At 45.3% G+C, this 23,140-nt stretch carries 23 protein-coding genes; 11 read left to right on the top strand and 12 right to left on the bottom strand.

Features of this window, described 5'->3' with window-relative positions; translation table 11 throughout:
• Entirely contained in the window at positions 1 to 1,083 is a 1,083-nt protein-coding gene (gene proW, locus vsple_RS21160) for a glycine betaine/L-proline ABC transporter permease ProW (protein ID WP_261884066.1), read from the top strand.
• A complete protein-coding gene (gene proX / locus vsple_RS21155) occupies positions 1,080 to 2,087 on the top strand; it encodes a glycine betaine/L-proline ABC transporter substrate-binding protein ProX (RefSeq protein WP_261884065.1) in 1,008 nt (335 codons plus the stop codon). The genes proW and proX overlap by 4 nt, the downstream gene beginning before the upstream one ends.
• 80 nt (positions 2,088 to 2,167) lie before the next feature.
• Here proX and folM read toward each other — a convergent pair whose 3' ends face one another.
• From folM to folK, 4 genes are all read right to left on the bottom strand, one after another.
• Positions 2,168 to 2,884 (bottom strand): dihydromonapterin reductase, encoded by a 717-nt coding sequence (gene folM, locus vsple_RS21150; protein WP_261884064.1) that lies wholly within the window; start codon positions 2,882 to 2,884, stop codon positions 2,168 to 2,170.
• The gene (folE, locus tag vsple_RS21145; RefSeq protein WP_261884063.1) at positions 2,881 to 3,519 is read right to left on the bottom strand and encodes a GTP cyclohydrolase I FolE; all 639 of its coding nucleotides are present in this window, start codon (positions 3,517 to 3,519) and stop codon (positions 2,881 to 2,883) included. The genes folM and folE overlap by 4 nt, the downstream gene beginning before the upstream one ends.
• 11 nt (positions 3,520 to 3,530) lie before the next feature.
• Positions 3,531 to 3,908, bottom strand: coding sequence for a dihydroneopterin triphosphate 2'-epimerase (gene folX / locus vsple_RS21140; RefSeq protein WP_255232876.1), 378 nt, complete (start codon positions 3,906 to 3,908; stop codon positions 3,531 to 3,533).
• Positions 3,909 to 4,021: 113 nt separating this feature from the next.
• A complete protein-coding gene (gene folK, locus vsple_RS21135) occupies positions 4,022 to 4,519 on the bottom strand; it encodes a 2-amino-4-hydroxy-6-hydroxymethyldihydropteridine diphosphokinase (RefSeq protein WP_261884062.1) in 498 nt (165 codons plus the stop codon).
• A 313-nt stretch (positions 4,520 to 4,832) separates the two neighbouring features.
• Here folK and vsple_RS21130 point away from each other — a divergent pair, with 313 nt between their 5' ends.
• Positions 4,833 to 7,142, top strand: coding sequence for a molybdopterin-dependent oxidoreductase (locus tag vsple_RS21130; protein WP_261884061.1), 2,310 nt, complete (start codon positions 4,833 to 4,835; stop codon positions 7,140 to 7,142).
• Between the two features lie 163 nt (positions 7,143 to 7,305).
• Here the strand turns inward: vsple_RS21130 and vsple_RS21125 are convergent, their stop codons facing one another.
• Positions 7,306 to 7,968 (bottom strand): GntR family transcriptional regulator, encoded by a 663-nt coding sequence (locus vsple_RS21125; protein ID WP_261884060.1) that lies wholly within the window; start codon positions 7,966 to 7,968, stop codon positions 7,306 to 7,308.
• 111 nt (positions 7,969 to 8,079) lie between these two features.
• Between vsple_RS21125 and vsple_RS21120 the strand changes: the two genes are divergently transcribed.
• Genes vsple_RS21120 through vsple_RS21110 form a run of 3 tightly spaced genes read left to right on the top strand, consistent with a single transcriptional unit; the run spans position 8,080 to position 9,334 of the window.
• Entirely contained in the window at positions 8,080 to 8,223 is a 144-nt protein-coding gene (locus vsple_RS21120; RefSeq protein WP_276538452.1) for a hypothetical protein, read from the top strand.
• Positions 8,224 to 8,231: 8 nt separating this feature from the next.
• Positions 8,232 to 8,801: a chromate transporter gene (locus vsple_RS21115; protein ID WP_261884059.1), complete on the top strand. Its 570-nt coding sequence runs from the start codon at positions 8,232 to 8,234 to the stop codon at positions 8,799 to 8,801.
• A 2-nt stretch (positions 8,802 to 8,803) separates the two neighbouring features.
• On the top strand, positions 8,804 to 9,334 hold the full coding sequence (locus vsple_RS21110) for a chromate transporter (RefSeq protein ID WP_255232880.1): 531 nt from the start codon (positions 8,804 to 8,806) through the stop codon (positions 9,332 to 9,334).
• Positions 9,335 to 9,631: 297 nt separating this feature from the next.
• Here vsple_RS21110 and katG read toward each other — a convergent pair whose 3' ends face one another.
• Together katG and vsple_RS21100 are read right to left on the bottom strand one after the other, a co-directional pair.
• Positions 9,632 to 11,833, bottom strand: coding sequence for a catalase/peroxidase HPI (katG, locus tag vsple_RS21105; protein ID WP_261884058.1), 2,202 nt, complete (start codon positions 11,831 to 11,833; stop codon positions 9,632 to 9,634).
• A 321-nt stretch (positions 11,834 to 12,154) separates the two neighbouring features.
• On the bottom strand, positions 12,155 to 12,850 hold the full coding sequence (locus tag vsple_RS21100) for a VC0807 family protein (RefSeq protein WP_032550739.1): 696 nt from the start codon (positions 12,848 to 12,850) through the stop codon (positions 12,155 to 12,157).
• A 323-nt stretch (positions 12,851 to 13,173) separates the two neighbouring features.
• On the opposite strand from vsple_RS21100, the gene vsple_RS21095 reads away from it, so the two are divergent.
• From vsple_RS21095 to vsple_RS21085, 3 genes are all read left to right on the top strand, one after another.
• Positions 13,174 to 13,581, top strand: coding sequence for a hypothetical protein (locus vsple_RS21095; protein WP_261884057.1), 408 nt, complete (start codon positions 13,174 to 13,176; stop codon positions 13,579 to 13,581).
• 253 nt (positions 13,582 to 13,834) lie between these two features.
• Positions 13,835 to 14,494, top strand: coding sequence for a DUF1007 family protein (locus tag vsple_RS21090; protein WP_261884350.1), 660 nt, complete (start codon positions 13,835 to 13,837; stop codon positions 14,492 to 14,494).
• A gap of 40 nt (positions 14,495 to 14,534) precedes the next feature.
• Positions 14,535 to 15,584: a nickel/cobalt transporter gene (locus vsple_RS21085; protein WP_261884056.1), complete on the top strand. Its 1,050-nt coding sequence runs from the start codon at positions 14,535 to 14,537 to the stop codon at positions 15,582 to 15,584.
• Positions 15,585 to 15,778: 194 nt separating this feature from the next.
• Here vsple_RS21085 and vsple_RS21080 read toward each other — a convergent pair whose 3' ends face one another.
• On the bottom strand, positions 15,779 to 16,270 hold the full coding sequence (locus vsple_RS21080; protein WP_255232883.1) for a VOC family protein: 492 nt from the start codon (positions 16,268 to 16,270) through the stop codon (positions 15,779 to 15,781).
• Positions 16,271 to 16,569: 299 nt separating this feature from the next.
• On the opposite strand from vsple_RS21080, the gene vsple_RS21075 reads away from it, so the two are divergent.
• Both vsple_RS21075 and vsple_RS21070 read left to right on the top strand, forming a co-directional pair.
• A complete protein-coding gene (locus tag vsple_RS21075; RefSeq protein WP_261884055.1) occupies positions 16,570 to 17,013 on the top strand; it encodes a DoxX family protein in 444 nt (147 codons plus the stop codon).
• A gap of 25 nt (positions 17,014 to 17,038) precedes the next feature.
• Positions 17,039 to 17,734 carry a pirin family protein gene (locus vsple_RS21070; RefSeq protein WP_261884054.1) on the top strand — a complete coding sequence of 232 codons (696 nt, stop codon included), beginning with the start codon at positions 17,039 to 17,041 and terminating at the stop codon, positions 17,732 to 17,734.
• An 87-nt stretch (positions 17,735 to 17,821) separates the two neighbouring features.
• Here the strand turns inward: vsple_RS21070 and vsple_RS21065 are convergent, their stop codons facing one another.
• The 4 genes from vsple_RS21065 to uxaC all read right to left on the bottom strand — a co-directional run bounded on the left by vsple_RS21065 (position 17,822) and on the right by uxaC (position 23,139).
• On the bottom strand, positions 17,822 to 18,511 hold the full coding sequence (locus vsple_RS21065; protein ID WP_261884053.1) for an SDR family oxidoreductase: 690 nt from the start codon (positions 18,509 to 18,511) through the stop codon (positions 17,822 to 17,824).
• Between the two features lie 138 nt (positions 18,512 to 18,649).
• Positions 18,650 to 19,348, bottom strand: a complete 699-nt coding sequence (locus tag vsple_RS21060; RefSeq protein ID WP_420833831.1) for an IclR family transcriptional regulator — start codon at positions 19,346 to 19,348, stop codon at positions 18,650 to 18,652.
• A 324-nt stretch (positions 19,349 to 19,672) separates the two neighbouring features.
• Complete coding sequence (locus vsple_RS21055; RefSeq protein ID WP_261884051.1) at positions 19,673 to 21,709, bottom strand: heparinase II/III domain-containing protein; 2,037 nt, start codon at positions 21,707 to 21,709, stop codon at positions 19,673 to 19,675.
• Positions 21,706 to 23,139: a glucuronate isomerase gene (gene uxaC, locus vsple_RS21050; RefSeq protein WP_261884050.1), complete on the bottom strand. Its 1,434-nt coding sequence runs from the start codon at positions 23,137 to 23,139 to the stop codon at positions 21,706 to 21,708. The genes vsple_RS21055 and uxaC overlap by 4 nt, the downstream gene beginning before the upstream one ends.
• Position 23,140 lies beyond the last annotated feature (1 nt).

The following is a 23,140-nucleotide window of genomic DNA, read 5'->3' as shown; positions in this document are numbered from 1 at the left end:
ATGTCATCAGAACAAGCTCAAAATGACCCGTGGTCACAAAGTAGTGAAACGGCGAGCAGCGATCCGTGGGGGGCAAGTCAAGCTAGCACGTCCGCGGATTGGTTAAGCAGCGAAACGGTCGAGCAAAAGCCTTTCGATGTTCTAAACCCTTTTGAAGAATCAGTTTTACCACTGGACTCATGGGTGGAATCAGGGCTCAACTGGTTGGTTGAACATGGTCGACCACTTTTTCAAGCGATTCGTGTCCCAATCGATTTTATTTTAACGTCGTTTGAAACCGCGTTGGTATCTACACCAGCACCTTTCATGATTATGATTTTGTTTCTGCTTGCGTGGCAGTTTTCAAGTTTACGTCTTGGTGTTGCGACATTGCTATCGTTGACGTTTATAGGTTTGATTGGAGCATGGTCGCAAGCCATGACAACACTTTCTCTGGTCATGACATCGGTGTTTTTCTGTTTGTTAATCGGCCTCCCGCTCGGCATTTGGCTGGCGCGTAGTCATACTGCCGCCAAGTTTATTCGTCCCATTCTTGACGCCATGCAAACAACACCTGCTTTTGTCTATTTAGTACCAATAGTCATGTTGTTTGGCATCGGTAATGTGCCGGGTGTCGTTGTGACAATCATATTCGCCTTACCGCCAGTGGTGAGACTCACCATTCTAGGTATACAACAAGTACCAGAAGAGCTCATTGAAGCAGGGCATGCTTTTGGTGCCAATGACAAACAAATGCTTTACCGCATTCAATTGCCTCTTGCTCTACCGACCATCATGGCTGGTGTGAATCAGACCTTAATGTTGTCTTTATCTATGGTTGTCATCGCGTCAATGATTGCTGTAGGCGGTTTGGGACAAATGGTTCTGCGAGGTATCGGTAGGCTCGATATGGGTTTAGCTGCCGTGGGTGGATTGGGTATTGTTGTACTCGCCATTTTATTGGATCGCATTACTCAAGAGCTCGGTCAAAACGTGGGAGACACCAAGACGCGCTGGTATCAAACGGGGCCAATCGCCTTTGTATCAAAAATAATCAAGCAATCTAAACCTTCAAAAGCATTACTTAAGGAGAATTTAAAATGAGCGATTCATGGAAGAAAGCAATTTCAATCAGTGCGTTATCAAGTATTGCATTGTCCTACTCAGTATCGGCGAGCACACTTCCAGGAGAGGGCGTCTCTGTTCAACCCGTTCAATCGACTGTTGCGGAAGAGACCTTTCAAACTTTGATTGTGAACCGAGCACTTGAGGCTTTGGGGTATGACGTCAAAGACACCAAAGAAGTAGACTACAATGTGGCATACACATCGATTGCTAAGGGCGACGCGACGTTTCTAGCAGTTGGTTGGTTCCCGCTTCACGCAGACAAATACGCCATGTCAGGAGGCGATGAAAAGTTCTACCGTCATGGCAACTATGTAAGTAGTGCGGCACAAGGTTACCTGATTGACAAAAAAACAGCCGAAAAATACGGCATTACCAACATCGGCCAGCTCAAAGATCCCAGACTAGCCAAGCTGTTTGATGCCAACGGTGACGGTAAAGCAGACTTGACGGGGTGTAACCCTGGATGGGGTTGTGAAATGGTCATTGAGGAGCAACTTAGTGCCTTTGAATTGAGAGATAATGTCACGCACAACCAAGGCAATTATGCCGCGATTATTGCCGACACGATTTCTCGTTACAAAAAAGGCGACCCTATCTTGTATTACACGTGGACTCCATACTGGGTAAGTGGTGAGCTTGTTCCTGGTAAAGATGTAGTTTGGTTGGAAGTACCGTTTTCCGCATTACCTGGTGAGCGAGAAAATGTCGACACTACTCTACCAAATGGTAAGAACTACGGCTTTGAAATGAACTCAATGCGCATTGTCGCTAACAAAGCGTTCGCAGAGCAGAACCCAGCCGCAGCAAAGTTATTTGAGATCATCAAGCTCAACATTAACGATGTAAGCGCGCAAAATATGATGATGAGCCAAGGTAAGAATAGCTCAGACGATATCGAATCTCATGTTAACGGCTGGATTAAGGCTAACCAAGCACAATTTGATGCCTGGATCTCTGAAGCGAAAAAAGCCGCCTTGTAAGCGATCGTAAATACCTCCCATAAGTGTCTGCTTCAGGCACTTATGTTACCTCTTTCTTTAAAACTTCCTTGGCAAACGCATCATTTCAAATGCCTTCCACCATCAAGGTGTAGTGTTCTTCCTGTCATGTAGTGACTGGCCAACACATATTTAATCCCATCTATCACTTCTTTAAAGCCGGCCTCCGCAGGAATCAAAGCTTTTTGCAGAGCTTTCGCCTTGTAAGCATCGTCATCATGATCATTGAACTTGATCATAGCCGGAGAGACGGTGTTTACTTTGACCTTGGGAGCCAACATGGCAGAAAACGAGAGCGTTAGGTTATTGAGCGCGGCTTTACTGGCGGCATAAGCGATATGTTTTTTACTGCCTTTCTCCGCGACATAATCACTGATATGGATGATGTCTGAAGTTTCGTCACTAGCCACTAGTTGCTCTTTGAGTGTTAAATTGATCAGATAGGGCACGCTCGCATGTACCGTCATCATCTGGCTGATGATTTGAGAGGCGTTTTCACTCGGGTTTTGTTTGTTTTCTGGCTTCCAATCGGAGGCATTATGTATCACTGCTCGAAGTGTCCTGTACTCTCGAGCAACGTAATGAAGAAAACTCTCTAGGCTGCTTTGTTGATAAAAGTCTACCTGCTGCAGGTCCGCTCCACAGTCGCGAAGCTGTTGCAGTTGAGGGTAGTCGCTTCGGTAAGTGCCGATCACTTTATACCCATCTGACAGAAGCTGCTGCGCCAGCGCGAACCCTAGTCTTTTGCCCACACCGGTTATTAGAATCGTCTCACTCATCGTAAAAACTCAGCTCTGGTTTGAGGGTTAGTTTTGAAGATACCACCCAACGCGGTCGTCGTGGTTTCAGAGTTGGCATCCATAACGCCTCTCGATTTCACGCAGTAGTGAGTGGCTTTGATGGTTACGGCAACGTTTTCTGTTTCAACCAGCGCCTGTATTGCGACTAAGATTTGTTGTGTCAGACGCTCTTGAACTTGAGGGCGCTGAGCAAAGAATCGAACAATACGATTGATTTTCGATAACCCCAGTATTTTAGATTCAGGGATATAGGCGACTTGTGCTAGGCCATCGATGGTGATGAAGTGATGCTCGCACGTTGAAGTTAAGTCGATGTCGGATACTTTAACTATCTCATCAACCGACATTTTGTTGTCTATAACGCTGATTTTTGGGAAGTTATTGTAGTCGAGCCCAGAAAATATCTCGTGTACATACATCTTGGCAATTCGGTGTGGTGTCTCAGCGAGGCTGTCATCGGTCAAGTCCAATCCTAGTGTGCTCACTACTTCAGTTAGCAGCCCTTTGATACGGTTGTACTTCTGATCGCTGTTCATTTCGCTCGGTGTCATTGGCGTTTCAAGCCCTTTCGCCAACAAAGCTTCTCTTACTTTTTCTGCTTCTTTAGTTAACATAGCCTCGATCCTTATGCATTGTTGTCTTGGTCTGCTTCATAGCTCAGGGTAAGCGAAACGGAATCCGCAAAACGCAGTGCGTGAGGCTTGTCAATTCTCACTTGCGCGTAACGAACCCATGAATGGTCGATACAGATTCCAAGCACATCGCTGGTTAATTTTTCTAGGAGCAAAAATCGTCCGGATTCGACGTGCTGAATGATTTTCTTGCAAATGTTTTTGTAGTTAAGCGCATTGTCCACATCATCAGCTAGGCACAAGTTGTTGGCGGGGTAGTGGATTTCCGCGTTGATAACGATGTCTTGCTGCTTGGTTTTCTCTTCTTCGTTGAAGCCAATGTAGGTTCGTAGTCTGAGATTTGTAATGGTGATAATGGCGTTGTGATTCATAAAAGTTTCCCGTCCTTTGAAAGTGAAGTCAGTTACGTGCTTTTTTCAGGAAAAGATCAGTAAGGGTGAAGAGATACAGAGCTTGCCTGCTACCTTTCTTCGTGTAGAGCGGCCTAGGTAACATGCCGAGTAAAAGAGATGGGCTGAGTTTTTTGACTCGATTGGTCGAAGTTGTCCCATAGCTGCTGATAGGAAATGTCGAGAGTAGGGTGGCGTTTTTGAGCAGCGATATCGACAAGTGGTCGCAGCACGAAAGCGTATTCGGTGATTTCACCTCTAGGCAGTTCTACTCCGTCAATAACTCCGACTAGATCATCGTAAAGAAGGATGTCGATATCCATCGTCCGTGCTGCAAATGCTTTGGTTTGACGCTCACGACCATTATCTAATTCGATCTGATGAAGTATCTTCGACAAGTCGGCAACCGAAAGATCGCATTCAAAGCCGACGACTAGGTTAAGGAAATTGTCCCCTTCAAAACCAACCGGCACACAATCGTAGAACCTGGAAATATGAAGAGGGGCGAAGCGAGTTTCCAGTGCCTCAAGAGACTGTGTGACGTGATATTCGCGATTGATGTTGCTGCCGATGCTTACATAAACGGTTGCCATAGAATTTTCTTCCCTTTTTAGGCAACCAGTTACGTTTCATTTCGTAGTTAAGATCAGGTGTGTGTCTCTTAGTGCCTGTAGGCTCAAAGAAAACGAAGCACCGTTGTAATTAAAAACACCTTGCTTGGGTCTTATCTTTACTCAATGGTCTGTTGGTAATAATGTATTCTTAAATATCCTGAATGAGGTCTGGAACAATCGTGTTTCACAAGGGTACACTTTCAGCCAAAGCCTTTTGCTAGGCATCTATGACAAGCGTTGTTCGCCACCACATTGGTGAAGCGACGTTCTTATCACTTAACTAAGTAACAATATGACGAAAAAGTACACAACCTCCAGTCACTGGGGGGCAGGGATTGCAGAGGTCAAGGACGGCAAATTAGTTCGCGTCAGTGCACATCCACTTGATACGGATCCTTCTCCTATCAATGACAATATGCATAGCTCTCTTTATGGCTCAGCCAGAATAAAGAAACCGGCTGTTCGTAAAAGCTATCTTGAGAATGGTCCACAGCACAAAAATAACACAAGGGGTCAAGAGCCTTTTGTCGAGGTTTCTTGGGAAACAGCCTTCGGCCTCATCAGTAAAGCGGTTAAGTCCACTCGTAATGAGCACGGTAACGAAGCGATATTCGGCGGCTCTTATGGTTGGGGCAGTGCGGGTCGCTTTCATCATGCACAAAGTCAGCTTAAACGATTCTTAACCTGCGCTGGTGGATTTGTAAGTAGTGAAGGTAACTACAGCTACAACACGGCACTTATCCTGTTGCCACATATTGTCGGTGACTTTAACAAAATGACATCGACTGCAACTCGCTGGTCTACGATCGCCAAAGAGGGGGAGTTGGTCGTTATGTTTGGTGGGGTACCACTTAAGAGCGCTCAAGTGTCTCCTGGCGGTTGTACACGTCACCGATTGAAAGACGAGCTACTGGCATGTCGCAAAGCGGGTGTGGAGTTTATCGACATCAATCCGTGTCGTTCAGATTCTCCGGCAGAAATTGAAGCAGAATGGCTGGCTGCAGTACCGGGATCTGATTCCGCGATCATGCTTGGACTTGCACATACCTTACTTGTTGAAGACCTTCATGACAGCGCATTCCTCGACAAATACACGGTTGGGTTTGACGAAGTTAAGGCTTATCTGCTTGGTGAGAAAGACGGCATCGCTAAAACGGCAGAGTGGGCGAGTGCTTTATCGGAGATTCCAGCTGAACGCATTAAACAGCTTGCTCGCCAGATGGCAAAGTCACGCACCTTTATCTGTACCGCAGCAGGGGTTCAAAGAACGGAGCATGGCGAACAGACGCTTTGGGGAACGATCACCCTAGCTTCTATGCTTGGCCAAATTGGCTTACCTGGTGGTGGCTACGCTATTGCATACGGTTCTGATGGTGGGATTGGACTGATGCATCGTCCTATTCGCTGGCCAGCATTTCCACAACGCAAAAACGACGTTGACGCGTTTATTCCGGTGGCGTGTGTCTCTGACATGTTGCTCAACCCTGGGGCTGAATACCAATACAACGGTATGGATCTCACTTATCCGGACATTCGTATGGTTTGGTGGGCCGGCGGCAACCCATTCCACCACCATCAAGACATTAACCGCTTGATAGAGGCATTCCAACAGCCAGAAACTATTATTGTTAATGAAATTAACTGGACATCAACAGCAAGATTTGCCGACATTGTATTACCTGTAACAACAACACTCGAACGAGAAGATATCGGTGCTGGCTCTCGTGACAATAGCTTGATCCCTATGCCTAGAGTCGTTGAGCCGGTTGGCGAAGCTCGTGACGAGTTTGATATTTTCACAGAGATAGCAAAGCGCTTAGATATTGAAGAGGACTTCACGCAAAACAAGACCTCACGTCAATGGCTTGAGAGCATGTGGCAAAAGCTTATCCCTGAATCGAAAAACTTAGGCGTTGAACTTCCCGATTTTGAAACGTTTTTGAATGGGGACGTTATTGAATTTGCGGATCCGAACCCAGACACTGTATTGCTTGCAGACTTTAGGCAAGATCCAGATTTGCATCCATTGACGACACCAAGCGGTAAGATCGAACTTTACAGTGAACGTATTGCTTCGTTTGGATACGATGATTGTCCAGGGCAGTTTACCTGGTTACCTCCGACAGAATGGTTGAAATCCAAACAAGCGGAAACCTTCCCGCTTCATATGATTTCAGGACAGCCGAAAACTAAGCTGCATAGCCAACTCGACTCAGGTAGTTACAGCCGAAATGCTAAGATTAAAGGGCGTGAGCCAGTGATGATCAATCCGGTAGATGCGAAGGCTCGAGGCATTGAAGACGGCGATATCGTTAAAGTCTTCAATGAACGAGGTGCCTGCCTAGCGGGTGCGGTTGTGACTGAAGATATTCGAGAAAGAACCATATATCTGTGTACTGGTTCATGGTATGATCCGATGAATCCAAGTGAAAAAGGCAGCCTTGATAAGCATGGTAATCCGAATGTTCTCACTCACGATAAACGCACATCGAAGCTGTCACAAAGTACTGCCGCCCACAGCGCGTTGGTCAATATAGCGAAATTTGAAGGCGACTTGCCGGAGATAACGGTATTTGACTCGCCGAAGATGTCCTTTGATTAGTTAGCGCTATTAGAGAGAAAAGTAAAAGAGTTTAATAAAAACGTAATAGCAAGGATGGTTTAGGTTATAAACCATCCTTGAAGCGTATGAACTTACCAAGACCTTAGAACTGCCAGGCTGGTGGTTAAGAGATAGCGACTTCTAGCTATTAAATTTTAGATGTTTAAAGAATGTTTTCTTTATCTCTATTTTTTAATAGCTCGATAGCGGATTGGCAAGAGAGGTCGATATGCGAGGTGAGAGTTTCAATCGCTTGGCTGATATTTCGATCAAGCGCAAGTTGTAATAGCTCACTGTGCTGCTCATCAAGCTTTTGGCGGATCTCTGGGTTAGGTTCCGCAATACAACGATATTTATCGAGTGCTAGGTTCAGCCGTGTTGAAAATTGAATCAGATACTTGGAATCACTGCCTGAGAGCAAAATTGAATGAAAATTTTCGTGAGCTTGGCTCCACGCCTCTAGATCTTTTACTGAAAGACTTAATCGCTCAAGTTTATGGTGTGCAGCAACCAAGCTCGCTTCCCATTCCATGTCACCATTCTTTAGAGATAACTCCAATGCAGCCGTCTCAATCAATATACGAGTTTGTTTGATATCGAGAATATCGCTATAGCTCAACTTAGGGACTGAAAAGCCTTTATTAGTCTCTTGATCCAATAACCCCTGCGCTGCTAATTGACTTAATGCTTCCCTTAAGGGAGTTAAACTAACATCATAATCTTCTTTGAGCTTAGATATTTTTAGCTTTTCACCTGAGGGTAGCCGACCCTCTGAGAGATCTTGTTTTATTTTCTGATAAATTATCGAACTTTTAGTCTGTGTCAATGGTAAGTCCCTTTTAACATTTGTTATTGACTAGATCATTGGTGTGTGATTAATTTGTTGCACAATGTTAAAATAATCGATTATTTTAAAAAAGTACATAATATTGATGCTTTGTCACAAAAGACAGGTGGTCTAATCCGTAAGTCGGATTACACCACTTACGGACGTGGTCAGATTATCGTAAAAGACCCTCAGACAGGCGTATTGTGCGGTGGCACAGAAGCACGTACTGACGGCTCAATTGCAGCATTCTAGAGGCAATCATGAAAACACAAATTGATTTGTTTAATGCCTTTTTCCGCATTGGCGTATTTGGCTTTGGTGGCGGCCCGACCATGATTCCGTTGGTCCACAAAGAAGTGGTTGATAACTACAAATGGATGGAAGACGATGAGTTTTCCAACGTGCTCGCGATTGGCAATACACTCCCTGGTCCTATCGCGACCAAGATGGCCGGCTATATAGGCTACAAAGTCGGTGGGGTTGTTGGCTGTATCAATGCCGTTGTGGCGACTATTGTTCCGTTGATAATCGTGATGATTGCGGGACTTGGCTTACTAAACGAATATCGTGACACTCCTTGGGTTGCGGGTATGGCACAAGGTGTGGTGCCAATCGTAGCTTGGATGATGACAAAGCTGTGTTACGACTTTTTTCTTAAAGGACATAAAGCCGTTGGTGCTATGGCAACGGGTACATTAGCGCTAGGTTCATTGGGGCTTATTCTAGGCTTGGGTGTTCACCCTGGTCTTATTGTGGCGGCAGTCTTGATTGCTGTCTTGGTGAAGCCAAAAAAGAAGGCCGAACTAGAAACTACTAAGCAGAAGGGATAATTATGCAGGTTTATATTGATATCTTTTTAGCTTTCTTTATTCCAAACATTGTCGGCTATGGTGGCGGTCCTGCGATCATCCCTTTGATTGAGGCCCAAGTAGTGGGTCATTATGGGTGGATGGATGCAACGCGTTTCGCAGAAGTGTTGGCGTTAGGTAATGCACTGCCAAGCCCAATTGCGACTAAGATGGCAGGTTATATTGGCTATGAAGTTGGTGGCTCTTTGGGTGCGTTTATTGCGGTATTTGCCACAGCAGCGCCAACCATTCTTATTATGGTCGTTGCTATGAGTATTTTGTTTAAGTATCGTAATTCTCCAAAAGTTAAAGCCTTGAGTGCGTGGGTACTACCTGTTATCGCAGCACTGATGGTTATTCTTAGCTACAAGCTTGTGATGTCTGGCGTAGAGGCCGGGATTGGTCATTTTGTTTTGTTGTTTGTCTTTGCAGCCGTTGCCTTAGAGAAACTAAAGCTTCATCCAACTTGGGTAATCAGTGCGGGTTTAGTATATGGAGCGTTAGTTTTAGGTTGATGCCACGATCCACATTATCCCGCCCTAAAATAGGTGGGTAACTTTAAGTAGGCCAACAACTAGCTAGGTTGGCCTTTTTTAATGCGAGAAGTATTTACTGCTCAATAATCTCCTTTTTCATTGCTTCGATGATCCGCTCATACATCATAAAAATTGTTAAATGCTCGGCTATATTTGGACATAAAAAGACCCCCAATAGTTGGTGTACCACTATCGGGGGCAGTTTACTGTTGTTTAAGGATTTGTTTACGAAAGGGGCAGGTGTTTCACTGCCCTTTGTCTTTCTGAGCCTAAACCTTAGTTCAGGTCAAAACGGTCTGCGTTCATGACTTTCGTCCATGCAGCGATAAAGTCTTTTACAAACTTCTCTTTTGCATCGTCACACGCGTATAGTTCAGCGAGCGCTCTCAACTGAGAGTTAGAGCCGAAGACTAGGTCTACACGTGTTGCTGTCCACTTCTTCTCACCCGTTGCTCTGTCTGTGCCTAAGTAAGCGCTATTGTTTGGACAAACAGGTTTCCACTCAGTCGCCATATCAACTAGGTTTACGAAGAAATCATTGCTTAATACGCCAACCTTATCGGTTAGTACACCGTGAGGCGTTCTGTTGTGGTTCGCGCCCAGTACTCGCAGCCCTCCGATAAGAACCGTCATTTCTGGTGCTGATAGACCAAGTAGTTGCGCCTTATCTAGCAGCATCTCTTCTGCAGGTACGCTGAAAAGCTTCTTCGCAAAGTTACGGAAACCATCTGCCTCTGGTTCAAGAACAGCAAAAGACTCAGCGTCAGTGTGCTCATCTGAGGCATCAACGCGGCCTCCTGAGAATGGGACGTCGACATTAAAACCACCATCTTGAGCTGCTTTCTCAATCGCAGTGTTACCCGCCAGAATGATCAGGTCAGCAATAGAAATACCACGGTCGTTGGTGTTGAATGCCGAACGAACGGACTCGAGTTTAGTCAGTACCTTGTCCAACTGTTCTGGTTGGTTTGCTTCCCAATCTTTTTGAGGATCCAAACGGATACGAGCGCCATTTGCACCACCTCGGTAGTCTGAACCTCGGTATGTCGATGCACTAGACCACGCTGTGTAAACCAGTTCGGATACCGTTAGGTCAGTTGCTAGAATCGCTTGTTTCAGCTCTGCGATATCACTGTCTGATAGTGCACCAAAGCTTGCTGCTGGTAGTGGGTCTTGCCAGATCAAATCTTCTGCTGGAGACTCTTCACCTAAATAGCGGCTCTTAGGACCCATGTCACGGTGCGTTAATTTGAACCAAGCACGAGCAAATGCGTCAGCAAATTCTTCAGGATTCTGGTGGAATCGCTTCGAAATCGGACCGTAGATAGGGTCCATGCGCATTGCCATATCTGCCGTGGTCATGATGGTTTTCACTTTCACAGAAGCGTCGTGGGCTTTCGGTGCCATGTGATCTTCCGTCACGCCAATCGGTTCCCATTGCCACGCACCTGTTGGGCTTTTCACTAGATCCCAGTCGTAGCCAAATAGCATATCGAAGTAGCCGTTATCCCACTGAATCGGGTTTGGCGTCCAAGCGCCTTCAATGCCGCTGGTGGTTGTGTCGTCGCCTTTACCGCTGCCGAAGCTGTTTTTCCAACCGAAGCCCATCTCTTCAAGTGGTGCCGCTTCTGGCTCTGGGCCCATAGCTGATTCAGGGCCAGCACCGTGCGTTTTACCAAAGGTATGGCCACCTGCGACTAGAGCAACGGTCTCTTCATCATTCATACCCATACGCGCGAATGTATCGCGAATGTCTCTTCCTGATGCCAGGATAGTAGGCTCACCGTTCGGACCTTCTGGGTTTACGTAGATTAGCCCCATTTGTACGGCTGCCAGTGGCTTTTCAAGCTCACGGTCACCAGAATAACGCTCATCACCTAGCCATTCACTCTCAGCACCCCAATAGATGTCTTCTTCTGGTTCCCAAATGTCCTGGCGACCGCCAGAAAAACCGAAGGTAGGTAGACCCATTGATTCGATTGCAACGTTGCCCGCAAGAATAAATAAGTCGGCCCACGAAAGGCTATTGCCGTATTTTTTCTTAATAGGCCACAGAAGGCGACGAGCTTTGTCTAGGTTACCGTTATCTGGCCAACTGTTGAGTGGTGCAAAGCGTTGGTTGCCCGTATTGCCGCCCCCGCGTCCATCTGACGTTCGGTAGGTTCCTGCTGCATGCCATGCCATACGGATCATGAATGGGCCGTAGTGACCATAGTCCGCTGGCCACCAATCTTGCGAGTCGGTCATCAGCGCTTCAAGGTCGGCTTTTACAGCTTTTAGGTTCAGAGCTTTAAACGCTTCAGCGTAATTAAAGTTTTCATCAAGCGGGTTCGACTTGGTGTCGTTTTGGTGGAGGATTTTTAGGTTCAATTGGTTAGGCCACCAATCGACGTTTTTTGTTGCTTTACCACCAAGGGTTGTATTACCGCCATGCATAACTGGGCATTTGCCCGCATTACCATTTTGCTCACCGTGCATATCTATCTCCTGAATCCGACGAAGTTAATAAATAACCAACCTTAAACTCGATTCGTGAAAGGGGGTTATCTATCCAGTTTGAGGTATTTGTATTATTAATTAAATATAACCATAAGATAATTATGGTTATATGTCTATACATTAAGAATGGCATCAAAACGGCAAAAAAGCAGATCACTTATTTCTATTTCTTTGATAGAAAAATCCTATTGATCTGTTGTGAAGGGTGGTGGGCAGGTGAGTTGGGTTGTTTAACTAAGATAAAAAAACGCCTCAAACGAATTGTTCCGTTTGAGGCGTTATGTTGTTTAAATTAAACCGTTACTTAGTGTGAAAAATTTGCTCGGTCTCTAAGTGAGTCATTGCGCGCACTTGACGCCAGATGTAGTAAAAAATACCAAACATCATCAGCATGCTTGGGATGGCAATCGCTGGGTAGCTGTAAAGAGTGAGTTTGCCTAGCTCTTCATTAAACGCTGCTGTGCCAGCAGGGCTAGTTACAATCCACGTTGCTAAGAAGTAGTTCATTGCTGAAGAGAAAGCGAACGTACTTGCGAATAGGTAGTTTGAAGACATTAAGCAACGATCAAAGGCTTCTTTTTTGCCGTTGGCTTCAAGACGTTCATTGATGAGCGGTAGGTTAAGCACGCTGTCGTTAAGAAGCATTTTTTGCATCAATGGGTAACGAGTAAATGTTGAGCCCAAGACTGCTAAGCCGATAAGCCCCGGGATCAAGGCTTCTTTAAGTGCTAACCAACGAGTGTCTAGCTCAAGTAGGCCAATCCCCCCCGTTAATAAAACGCTAATGAAACCAAGCGCTGCGATGAAATTGAATTTCTTGTTACGGATAAGATCCATACCACCGTAAATGACAGGGAATAGCAAGGCAACAACTAGCGCCATTGCGGTGCCTAAGTGTTCTTCGCCACTAAACTTCATCAAGATGAAAGATGGAATAAATACGTTAAAAAGGATCTCGAATAGGGGATTCGACTTTTTTTCGGTCGTGTTGTTCATAATGCTGTATTGACTCGGTTATATCGCTGCTAGTTACTTCATTAGAAGTTTCGATTGCATGGCAGCAGATGTAAAGTGTTCATGCGTCGCGTTGTGTAACGAGTTATGAAATATTTGCGGCCATTGAGCCATAAACTGAAGAGTCAGGCAAGGATACTGGGTTAAAAGTTGTAAAGAGAGGTGGATAAAGAAACGTGGTCACTATACTTCATAATGAAACTTTGAAACTGTCCGTGAGGTTACTGGCCTGGTATGAATCTGCTGTTGCAGCCTGTCCTTAATGAGCGATATCATATGCCTCTTTTGTTCGCCAAGGTTTCACGATGTCAGACGAAGAATTAGCGCTAGAGTGGATGCGCCAACAAGCTCGTAAAATAGATCCATACGTTGAAAACCCAACTTTCGACGAATGTGCAGAGCTGCTTGAACCAGCTTTTAAAAAAGGTAAAACGATTGGTCAGCTAAAGTTTCTGTTAGGCGAAGCAGACCGAAGAGCAGGTGCGGCAGAACGTAAGCACGCAGCACTAAAGTATGCAAAAGAAAAGAGCCCAAATGCAGGGCAAATTTTGCGATTGCAGAGTAAACTGCAACAAGTTCAACTGGCGCTCAAGTTAGCGACGGGAGACAACAATATGACCATCTCTCAATTCTGCGCCGAATATGAAGTGAGCAAGCGAGATGGAAGTACGGCATGGCATGAGAAATTAGTACAACAGGGTAAGAAGCGATAGTTTCGTTTAGGTTATTCGAAAAGCCACCGATTTATCTGACATTACGATAAATCGGTGGCTTTTTTAGTTTTGGTCTTTCTGTTAAAGACAGCTTTGCTATATAGCTTTAAGTTTCGTATGAGAATGAGTGGTGTGAACATCACGATAATTGTTATATTATAACATCATCTAAAAGCCGTAAATGTTCACCATGAAACCTCAACTTCTATTTATCCATTCCTTTTTGCACATTGTGTCTCGCCTCATCGATTGTATGGTGCAGCTTCGCCCTAACAGATTGGCTTTCTCTTCTCTTGCACTGCTCTTTGTGACTCCTAACTTACAAGCTCACCCTCACTCCTGGATCGAAATGAAAACCCATATAGAAGGGGAGAATGGGATGATCACTGGCCTATCGATGGAGTGGTCGTTTGATGCCATGACGTCTATGTATATGCTCGATGGTGAAGACATAGCCGCAGAGAGTGAAGAAGAGACTTTTAAGAAGCTTGCGTCATCTGTGATAGACAACATGATGTATGAGCACTACTTCACTTACTTCTATGATGGTGAAACGCCAATAAAATACGCCATAGCCGAGAATGCTAAGTTTGAGCGAGATAAAGCGAAACTCGTGATGACTTTCGATCTGCCCCTCTCTAAGCCTAAGGCGGTGAAGAGAGATGCCCTACGATTACTTATTTTTGATCCAAGCTATTTTGTTGATATGTCGTGGAGCTCTAAGAGCGACGTCAGTTTATCACCTGATTTGGAAAGGCAGTGCTCACTTAAGTTGGTTGAACCTAACCCGACGCCAGAGCAGATGAGTTATGCGATGTCGTTGTCAGTTGATGCTGACCCTGATAACACGTTAGGTCAGCTATTTACTCAATCCATCGAACTTAACTGTGCAACAGTCACCGATTCTCAGTGATGCTGTTGGTAACAAATGAAGAATTATAGGTTCTAATCCAATGCAGAAAAGTCAATTTAAAACAAACCACTGCCTGATCGGGGCCGGCGCAGCGCTACTTGTGATTGTTGGTCTCTACCAGCTTTGGACAATGTGGCCGTCTTTGGTTTTATCAAGTATTCAGTGGCAAAGAGAAGTAAACGCTCAACTTGCTGATTTACTCTATGAAGCAAAGTCTTCACCATGGGCTGCAGGGAGTTACTTAATTGGTTTTAGTTTTGTTTACGGTATGCTTCATTCACTGGGACCTGGACACGGCAAAGTGATTGTTTCGACTTACTTAGCAACCCATCCCACAAAAGCTAAAGCGAGTTTGGTGCTTACTGTCGTTTCTGCATTATTGCAGGCATTGGTTGCGATAATGCTGGTTAGTGTTTTGATCTGGGGCTTCAACGCATCAATGCGCGTGGTGAATGATAAAGCAAATATGTTTGTTTTATTGAGTTTTGGTTTGGTTGCTGCTGTTGGTGCTTTGATCTGTTGGAAAGCGCTGCGCAACATCTATCAAACTATGCGAAAACCTAAACTTAAAGTGAAAGCCATTACTGGCTTCGCGACGAGTGGACAGTCACCGCTAACAATGCAAGCACCAACCATAAACTCGATAAGCATTCAAAAGCCAGCTGCTCATACGCATCACGCAGACTGTGGATGTGGCCATCAACATGTAGCAGACGCAGAGGCAATTAATAAAGCGTCAACCTTACGAGAATATGCTGGGATTATTGTGACCATTGGCGTAAGACCGTGTACTGGTGCGGTTATGGTACTGCTGTTTGCCAATGTTGTTGGTATGTATTGGATGGGCGTATTGAGTGCGTTGGCGATGGCTGTCGGCACCGCGTTGACCACTTCGCTGATCGCCATAATGACGCTTACTGGAAAACACTTAGTAAAACGTTATCTATCGGCAGGTAATAAAAACGGTAGCGAAACATGGAAAGTTGCCGGCCATTACTTGCAGCTGTTTGGTGGAATGCTACTAATCGTTATCGGAACTCTGCTTCTCAACGGACAACAGAGTGGCATGTCGCCTGTCTTTACGATGTGATTTTGGATTCTATGTCAATGGCATTGTTGCGGGATGCCACCTTGGGCGAGGAAGTGACGCGATAACTATCAATCTATTGCGCTTAAATACGACTAACCCATTGATGACTTAAAGTGTCATCAAAAGATCGAAAATGCCCATTAGCAATAGTCGCTAAAGGGCATTGAAAAGTCGTTCATTTCTGAGTTAGGAAATTACTCGTAATCTGAAGCGTAGGTATCTTCGTAAGAGTGTGAGTAGAACTCAAATAAGTTACCAAACGGGTCTTCTAGGTAAACCATTTGTGCTTGCTTAGCGTCGTCTTCTGGGTGGTAGCGCATGATATCCATACGTACTTTACCGCCAAACTCTTCAACACGTTGGATCGCTGATTCAAACTGCTCTTTTGGTAGCTGCAAACAGAAGTGGAAGATACCTAGACGAGAGAAGTCAACGTTATGACGCTCTTCACGGTCAACCATTTCGAACAGCTCTACGCCAATACCATCTGATGTTACTAGGTGAGCAATGTTGAAACCTTTGAAACCTTCACCAAACACAGCAATACACATACGGCCAATTGCTGACTCACGCTCTTCCATCACTTTGGTGTTGTTCATTACAACGCGAAGACCTAGGGCTTTCGTGTAGAACTCTACCGCTTTGTCCATATCGCCAACCATGATACCAACGTGATTCATTTTCATATTCTGCTCCAAAATCTGTCTAGATAAATTGTCTTGTTTTCAGCGTTTCGCTTCGATGGAGAGAATAATAGGGGCTTACTTTAATTAAATGAAATTATCATAATTTATATTAATAATAATTTTATGTTATCAATTTGATTCGAGAAATAGTTCAATGAATCTTGTTCGAAAAATTTGAATTAATGCATCAAAACTACCGGATTCTTTCTGTTAGCCGTGCCGCCTAGACTGTTCATCAACAGCTGAGGGAGAGCAGTTAAGCGACCTCACATTGATCGAATAACTTTAAGGACACAACTATGAAAGCACTTCTTCAAAAACTCGCACAATCTAACGCTGGCTTTGGTGCACTGGCACTTCGAGTCCCCGTTGGTGTTATCTTTATGGCACACGGTGCTCAGAAACTATTTGGCTGGTTTGGTGGTTATGGCCTTGAGGGCACAGGACAATGGATGGCATCAATTGGACTTGGCCCTGGGATGTTGATGGCCTTCTTGGCAGGCAGCGCAGAGTTCTTCGGTGGCCTATTTATTTTTTTAGGGTTGCTTACACGTCCGGCTGCGGCGGTACTAGCGGTAACCATGTTAGTGGCTATTTTCTCGGTCCATTTTGAAAACGGTCTGTTCATGTCAAATAATGGTTACGAGTTTGGCTTAGCACTGCTTGCCGCAAGTGTCTCTTTGGCGTTCTCGGGCGCAGGGAAAGCAGCAATTGACGAAATATTAGCTAAAAAATTGGCTTAAGCCGGAAGCTGAAGGGGAAACCATTATGATCACATTACGTCATGCAAACGATCGAGGAACAGCAAACTTCGGTTGGTTAGATAGCAAACATACATTCTCATTTGGTCACTACTACGATCCAAAACACATGGGGTTTTCGGCTTTGCGTGTGATCAATGATGACTTAGTCAAGCCGGGCGCGGGCTTCGATACCCATGGACACCGTGACATGGAGATCATTAGTTACGTCCTAGAGGGTGTGATTGAGCATAAAGACAGCGAAGGTAATGTACAAACGCTACCTGCTGGAGAGTTCCAACTTATGTCTGCCGGCAGTGGTATTTATCACAGTGAATACAACGGTTCACAAAGTGAGGACTTAAAATTCCTACAAATTTGGATTCAACCAAATACCTCTGGTAACAAGCCGGGTTACCAACAGAAATATTTTGGTAAGAACACTGGCCTTACGGCTATAGTAACTCCCGATGGTCGCGATGGTACCTTACATATAAAACAAGATGCTTCACTGTTCCAACTTATCCTTGAACCGGGACAGAGTATTGAACTGCCGATTGCCAATGACCGGAAGGTGTATGTTCATCAAGTAACAGGGCAGCTATCGGTTGATGACGTACTTCTCACCTCTGGAGATGGTGCGAAAATCGAAGCTCAGAGCCAATTGAGTTTTGCTAACCAATCAAATGAATCAGTAACGGCACTGGTGTTTGATCTGCCGTAGTGAAGCTCTAACCCTCCTGCCTAATTGACAAAAGTAGCCCCAGAACTCAACAGTTTGGGGCTGTTTTCGTTTTAAAAGGTTGGAGGATTACCATTCAACCTCTGAACCATCGAATACTTTGAAACTACCAGACTCTTCGAACGGCAGGGATTCCGCAACAGCGATAATCCCTGAGACGCTCTCTTGAGCGGTAAAAGTAGCGTCTGTTCCACCCATGTCTGTTTGAACCCAGCCTGGGTGGACCGCGAGTGTTTTTACTCCGTACTCTGCAAGGTTTCTCGCTGCAGAGACTAGGATCTGGTTGAGCGCAGCTTTAGACGTTCTGTAGCTATACATGTTACCAGAACCATTGTCGCCAATACTGGCCACTCGGCTGGAAATTCCTACGATAGTTTTTAGCTCGCTTGAAGCGACATTGTTTCTCAATGCTTGAATGATCAGTGCAGGGGCGACGGTGTTAATGTTCAACACTTCTAGCCACTTAGATTGTGTCATTTCGCCAAGTGTTGAGCAGTTTTCTCCCAATACGCCTGCATTAAGAACTAGGTGGTCAATGGCTCTATTTTGGAGGGACTTGCCCAACTGATTGATATCTTCCTCTATAGTCACATCGAGCTTTATCAATTCAACGTTGGCCGTGTGTGACAGCTCTACTAAATTCTCAGCACTCTCTGGCGAACGACAGGTGGCAATAACATCCCACCCTTTGTTTAGATACTGTTGTACAAATTCCAGTCCTAGCCCACGATTTGCGCCGGTAATTAAAACAGTCGACATTTCTTCTCCTCAATTTATTGCTTTGATGTCGATTATTCTATTGGACGTCGATACCAACAGGCGTCAAGGTAACAATTAACGCCTATATATTCGATAATGTCGAACGGAGAGGTAAGCGAGCGAACAATCTTGCCTTGATCATTTACTTAGAAACAGGTTAGCGAAGTGTTCCAACCGAGCTTGAGTGAGTTCTTTAGCATCGCCACTGACACCAGCTACAGCAACGAGTTCACCTTCTTGGTACAAAGGAATTGCCAGACAGTGTAGATTTGGTTCCGCTTGCTCCAAGTCGAGTGCGAAGCCTCGTTTTTTGACTTTTGCTAGCTCTTTTTCGAGTTGCGACGATACCTGTCCTTTGAGTCTTAGGTGACGAAGTAGAGAGTCGTCGAACGACAGGAATACCTTTCCTATTGCCGACGATATGAGCCCCTCTCGTTTACCACGGGGGCTGCGAATGGTTAACGGGTTGTTCTTCTCAACAGCATCGATGTACAGATACTCTTGCGCGCCGCTTTGGACAGCGAGATAAGCAGTGTTGTCTGTCATTTTTGCCATACGTTCAATTAAAGGATAGAAGTGTGAACGGATCGCCTCGTCTTTTTGTTCCAATGGCTTTGAGAGCTCTCTAAAGCGTAAACCTAAACCATACCCCGCTTTGTTTTTTGTGACATAACCGAGCGAGTGCAGTGTCGCGAGTAAGCCATGAGCTGTGGTTTTGTTAAGGCCGACACTTACACTGATCTCATGAAGGGATAGTTCTGTTGGGCTTAGAGATAGAGTCTCGAGTATTAAGAAAGTGCGCTCTACTGACTGAATGTTGCGTGTATTATTCACGATATGATTTGGCCTTTTAAACAACTCTTCGCGACTTGCGTTATCGCTGTGATTATATCTGACTTTAGCTTAGAGGCTTTAGAATAGAGGTTATAACACTAAACGAATGTAAGGGAGTTTGTCCGCTTTCGTAGATATCCTAAGAGTTTTAGCTCCTTTTAACTAATGTTTTTCTGAAGATTATCTCATTGTAAAAACTGAGGTCGCAGTAATTTTATATGTTTGAAATCATCCCAATAGACTCAAACTCTCGATTGGAGTTCCAAGTTACATAAGGTTTTCATAGAACTGAAGCCAGCTCTCTGTGGAAAGAGCTGGCTTTATCAATTAACTGAATGTCAGTTTCTCGTGTTCAGGGCGCCAACTGCGAGTTCGCAATGAATGCGAATGCAAGTTATAGGTGATGGTCGTTTTGTTACCATCTTGATTGATACTGAATGTGATTTCAGTGTCGTTCCAAGAGACGTCTTCAAGTAGAAGCTCTGCGCTTTCCGATAGGTCGTGTAGCACCAAGGTGTTTAACGCGGTCGCATTAGAGCGAATCAAGGTGTATGCAAGGTTTGAAGTCGCAGGGTTATCTGGCGCTTCACCAATCAAGACATCACATGGCGAACTGAATACCATTCTCTGGCTAAATGGTGTTTGTCCTTCAATGGTATAGTGATGGGAGTGTGCTGAAACCGAGCTTAACTGACGTGTATTTGTCATCCGGTTGAGTGCGCCCGGCAACGGGTTAGAGCAGTTCTCAAAGTTATCCGTGTCGGTATGCTCACCGCGAACGTGGTAGGTCAAATCCAACTGTTGCTGATGTGGATTGGCGATCAGGTTGGCTTCAACATAGGCTTCACCAACACAGAATAAGATACGTCTGAACATAACGTTCTGATATGCCTGACTATCCCATTGCTCAATGGTGTGACTATCGACTTCCGCTGGTGGTTGGTTCCAATCAGCAAGCGTATCTATAACTTTGCAAATCGGTGAGTCCGAGAAATGAAGCAGTATAGGGTCGATTGGCGATTGATTCTGTTGATTCACGACGAGAGTGTTATGCGTAGCGGTATTCTTGTAGTAGCCGTAGTGCAGCTCTGCGCCATACCCGGTGGTGCCGAGATCGGGCAGGATCTCCTTGCCATTGCGAACAATGATTAAGCCCAATCGATCGTAGTGATCGTGTTCACCGCCATACGGACTGTGCTTGAGAAGTAGCGAATGATCATTGCTCTGGTCGTAATGAATCGTCACGCCTGCTTGAGCGGTATGGATAGATTGACATTGCAATGGCACCGCCTTTGGCAGTTCATCAACACCGTAAAGTAGCGCATCGATGTTATCCCTAGAGATGTTGTGATAGATGTTGGTTAGAACACTCGCAAACTCATCACAAGGGTACTGCGCGTAGGCAAACTCAAACAGGTGTGAATGAGTAATGCGCTCTTGGCCGGCGATACAGTCATTGAGACGAGGGAAATCACCCGTATTAAGCACTAAGTTGAGAGGGAACTTGAGCATCTTCAGAAAGTTAGGATTTGAGCTTACTGAATGAGGCGTCGAGTAGGCAATCTTTTCAAAGTTCAACAGCGCTTGTAAGGCGTAGTAGTGATAGTGAATCGAACCTTCAAACCACATTCCCTCTTCTGAGCAGCCATGGTTAAGTTGATAATGGATTCCGTAGTCAGTATTCAGAGCAAAATCGATGTAGCGGCTCTCTTCTAAGATAAGCCCAATGACACCAATCGTGGCGTTGATTTTCATCTCATGGTTGTGGAGCTGGTCAGTTCGGTACTCCATTAAAAACTCAGCCCCTTCACGCAATAGGCGCTGTTCGATGTACGACTGCTCGTCCGAGGTCAGTTGCTCACGAATGAAGTCATAACCGCGAGCAAGATCTAGGTGACAGTTTGCCTCGCATAGGGTTTGCGCATTGGCTTTACCGGGGCCGTTGTACGGGATACCGCCATGAACCTCGTAATCCGGATAGTATTTAGCGGATTGGAGTAGGATGTCTTTTACCTTGTCAAAGAAACGTTGCTCACCGGTTAGATTCCACAGTAAGCCAAGGTCGTAGCACGCTTTTGCATTCAGGCCATTTAGCCATCGCCACCAAGCGCCGTCATAAGGTTCACCTGTAAACTCTTTGCCGTCAACAGGGCAGCAGTGTGAGAGGGGTTTTTCACGATCCCACGTTAGGCGGACGCCATGTTCAGGGCAAAAGTAATAGAGGTTCCAAGTCGCACGACCATCAGGGGGAACCAAGGTGTCGCTATTAAGCACAACACGATTGTCTTCTATTAGTTGGGCGATGGTTTGCTCAGAAGCGCGCTGTTTGATGGATTGGATTTGTTGTTCGCTAAACTGGATCATTGAGCATCCCCTGTGAGTTCGGATTGAGGAAAATTAAAGTAGCGCTCTGCGTTGTAATAACAGATGTTTTCGATGGTTTCTTTGAGCAGAGCGTCATTATTTGGAAGCTCGCCATTTTCAACCCATGAGGCGAGTTGGTTGCAGAGTACACGGCGGAAATATTCGTGACGACTCATGGAAAATACATTGCGAGAATCGGTCAACATACCGATGAATCGCCCTAGAGTTCCTAAGTTCTTTAATGTGGTGAGCTGCGCTTCCATGCCGTCTTTGTGGTCGTTAAACCACCATGCTGCGCCAAATTGGATTTTTCCAGCGGGGGAGTCACTGTCTTGAAAAGCTCCGGCAATACAACTGAGTAACGCATTGTGATTCGGATTGATGCTGTACAATACCGTCTTCGGTAGCTGGTTGGTTAAATCTAATTGACTGAGAAGTTGGGTTAGGTTTTCGGCAATGAGGCGATCATTCATAACGCTAAATCCGGTGCCACCGCCAAGCTCCTGTTTTCTGCGTTCGTTGACATTAACCAGAACGCCTATATGGAGCTGCATTGCCCAGCCACGGCTGTGATAGTGTTGACCTAATTGGTTGAATAGATAAGAGCTAAGCTGTGTGCTTTCGGTATCTTTGAGGACTTGCCCGGATAGCAGTTTCTCAAACAGTTTCTGAGCCGTATTGTCTGAGCAAGGAGCAAAATTCACCTGAGTGAGCCCAAGATCGGACAACCGGCAGCCAGCGTCATGAAATGCTTCGACTCGCTTTGAAATCGCGTTGAGGAAGTCATTGATGGAGGCAATATGAAGAGCAGTGATTGTGCTCAATGTATCAATCATATTGAGAAATGCAGTTGGCGAGTCAAACGCAAAGAGTTCGTCTGCTCTAAATGTAGGAAGCACCTCAACGTCAAAGTCGGACTCGGCAATCAGTTGGTGATAGCGAAGATCGGAGAGCGGTGAGTCTGTCGTGCAAAGGGCGGTGACGTTGCACTGCTTTAAGACATTCTGAGTTGTGAGTCTGGATGTAGCAAGCTCGGCTTCACAGTGTGACCAAATAGCATCGCAATTGTCTGGATTCAATATTAGTGAACAATTGAAGAATCGCTCTAGCTCTAGGTGAGACCACTGGTAAAGCGGGTTGCCGAGTAGGTAAGGGGCCGTTTGACACCACTTTGCGAACTTTTCCATATCGGAAGCGTCGCCAGTTATATAGTGTTCTTCAATTCCATTGCTGCGCATCGCTCGCCATAAATAATGATCACTATGCAGCCAGCATTCAGCGATGTTACTCGGACGGTGGTTTTCCCAGATCTGCTTTGCATCTAGGTGATTGTGATAATCAATAATCGGCATGGCTTTGGCATAGTCATGAAACAAGCGGCGAGCCAAATCTGAGGTTAGAAGAAAATCGTCATGGATGTATTGGTTCATG

It is taken from the genome of Vibrio pelagius, assembly GCF_024347575.1.
Taxonomy (GTDB): Bacteria; Pseudomonadota; Gammaproteobacteria; order Enterobacterales; family Vibrionaceae; genus Vibrio; species Vibrio pelagius.
This window is presented reverse-complemented; position numbering and strand designations above follow the sequence as displayed.

Coding starts and splice junctions, on each gene's coding strand:
- proW (WP_261884066.1), top strand. CDS start 1: ATGTCATCAGAACAAGCTCAAAATGACCCGTGGTCACAAAGTAGTGAA.
- proX (WP_261884065.1), top strand. CDS start 1,080: ATGAGCGATTCATGGAAGAAAGCAATTTCAATCAGTGCGTTATCAAGT.
- folM (WP_261884064.1), bottom strand. CDS start 2,884: ATGAGTGAGACGATTCTAATAACCGGTGTGGGCAAAAGACTAGGGTTC.
- folE (WP_261884063.1), bottom strand. CDS start 3,519: ATGTTAACTAAAGAAGCAGAAAAAGTAAGAGAAGCTTTGTTGGCGAAA.
- folX (WP_255232876.1), bottom strand. CDS start 3,908: ATGAATCACAACGCCATTATCACCATTACAAATCTCAGACTACGAACC.
- folK (WP_261884062.1), bottom strand. CDS start 4,519: ATGGCAACCGTTTATGTAAGCATCGGCAGCAACATCAATCGCGAATAT.
- vsple_RS21130 (WP_261884061.1), top strand. CDS start 4,833: ATGACGAAAAAGTACACAACCTCCAGTCACTGGGGGGCAGGGATTGCA.
- vsple_RS21115 (WP_261884059.1), top strand. CDS start 8,232: ATGAAAACACAAATTGATTTGTTTAATGCCTTTTTCCGCATTGGCGTA.
- vsple_RS21110 (WP_255232880.1), top strand. CDS start 8,804: ATGCAGGTTTATATTGATATCTTTTTAGCTTTCTTTATTCCAAACATT.
- katG (WP_261884058.1), bottom strand. CDS start 11,833: ATGCACGGTGAGCAAAATGGTAATGCGGGCAAATGCCCAGTTATGCAT.
- vsple_RS21100 (WP_032550739.1), bottom strand. CDS start 12,850: ATGAACAACACGACCGAAAAAAAGTCGAATCCCCTATTCGAGATCCTT.
- vsple_RS21095 (WP_261884057.1), top strand. CDS start 13,174: ATGTCAGACGAAGAATTAGCGCTAGAGTGGATGCGCCAACAAGCTCGT.
- vsple_RS21090 (WP_261884350.1), top strand. CDS start 13,835: ATGGTGCAGCTTCGCCCTAACAGATTGGCTTTCTCTTCTCTTGCACTG.
- vsple_RS21085 (WP_261884056.1), top strand. CDS start 14,535: ATGCAGAAAAGTCAATTTAAAACAAACCACTGCCTGATCGGGGCCGGC.
- vsple_RS21080 (WP_255232883.1), bottom strand. CDS start 16,270: ATGAAAATGAATCACGTTGGTATCATGGTTGGCGATATGGACAAAGCG.
- vsple_RS21075 (WP_261884055.1), top strand. CDS start 16,570: ATGAAAGCACTTCTTCAAAAACTCGCACAATCTAACGCTGGCTTTGGT.
- vsple_RS21070 (WP_261884054.1), top strand. CDS start 17,039: ATGATCACATTACGTCATGCAAACGATCGAGGAACAGCAAACTTCGGT.
- vsple_RS21065 (WP_261884053.1), bottom strand. CDS start 18,511: ATGTCGACTGTTTTAATTACCGGCGCAAATCGTGGGCTAGGACTGGAA.
- vsple_RS21055 (WP_261884051.1), bottom strand. CDS start 21,709: ATGATCCAGTTTAGCGAACAACAAATCCAATCCATCAAACAGCGCGCT.
- uxaC (WP_261884050.1), bottom strand. CDS start 23,139: ATGAACCAATACATCCATGACGATTTTCTTCTAACCTCAGATTTGGCT.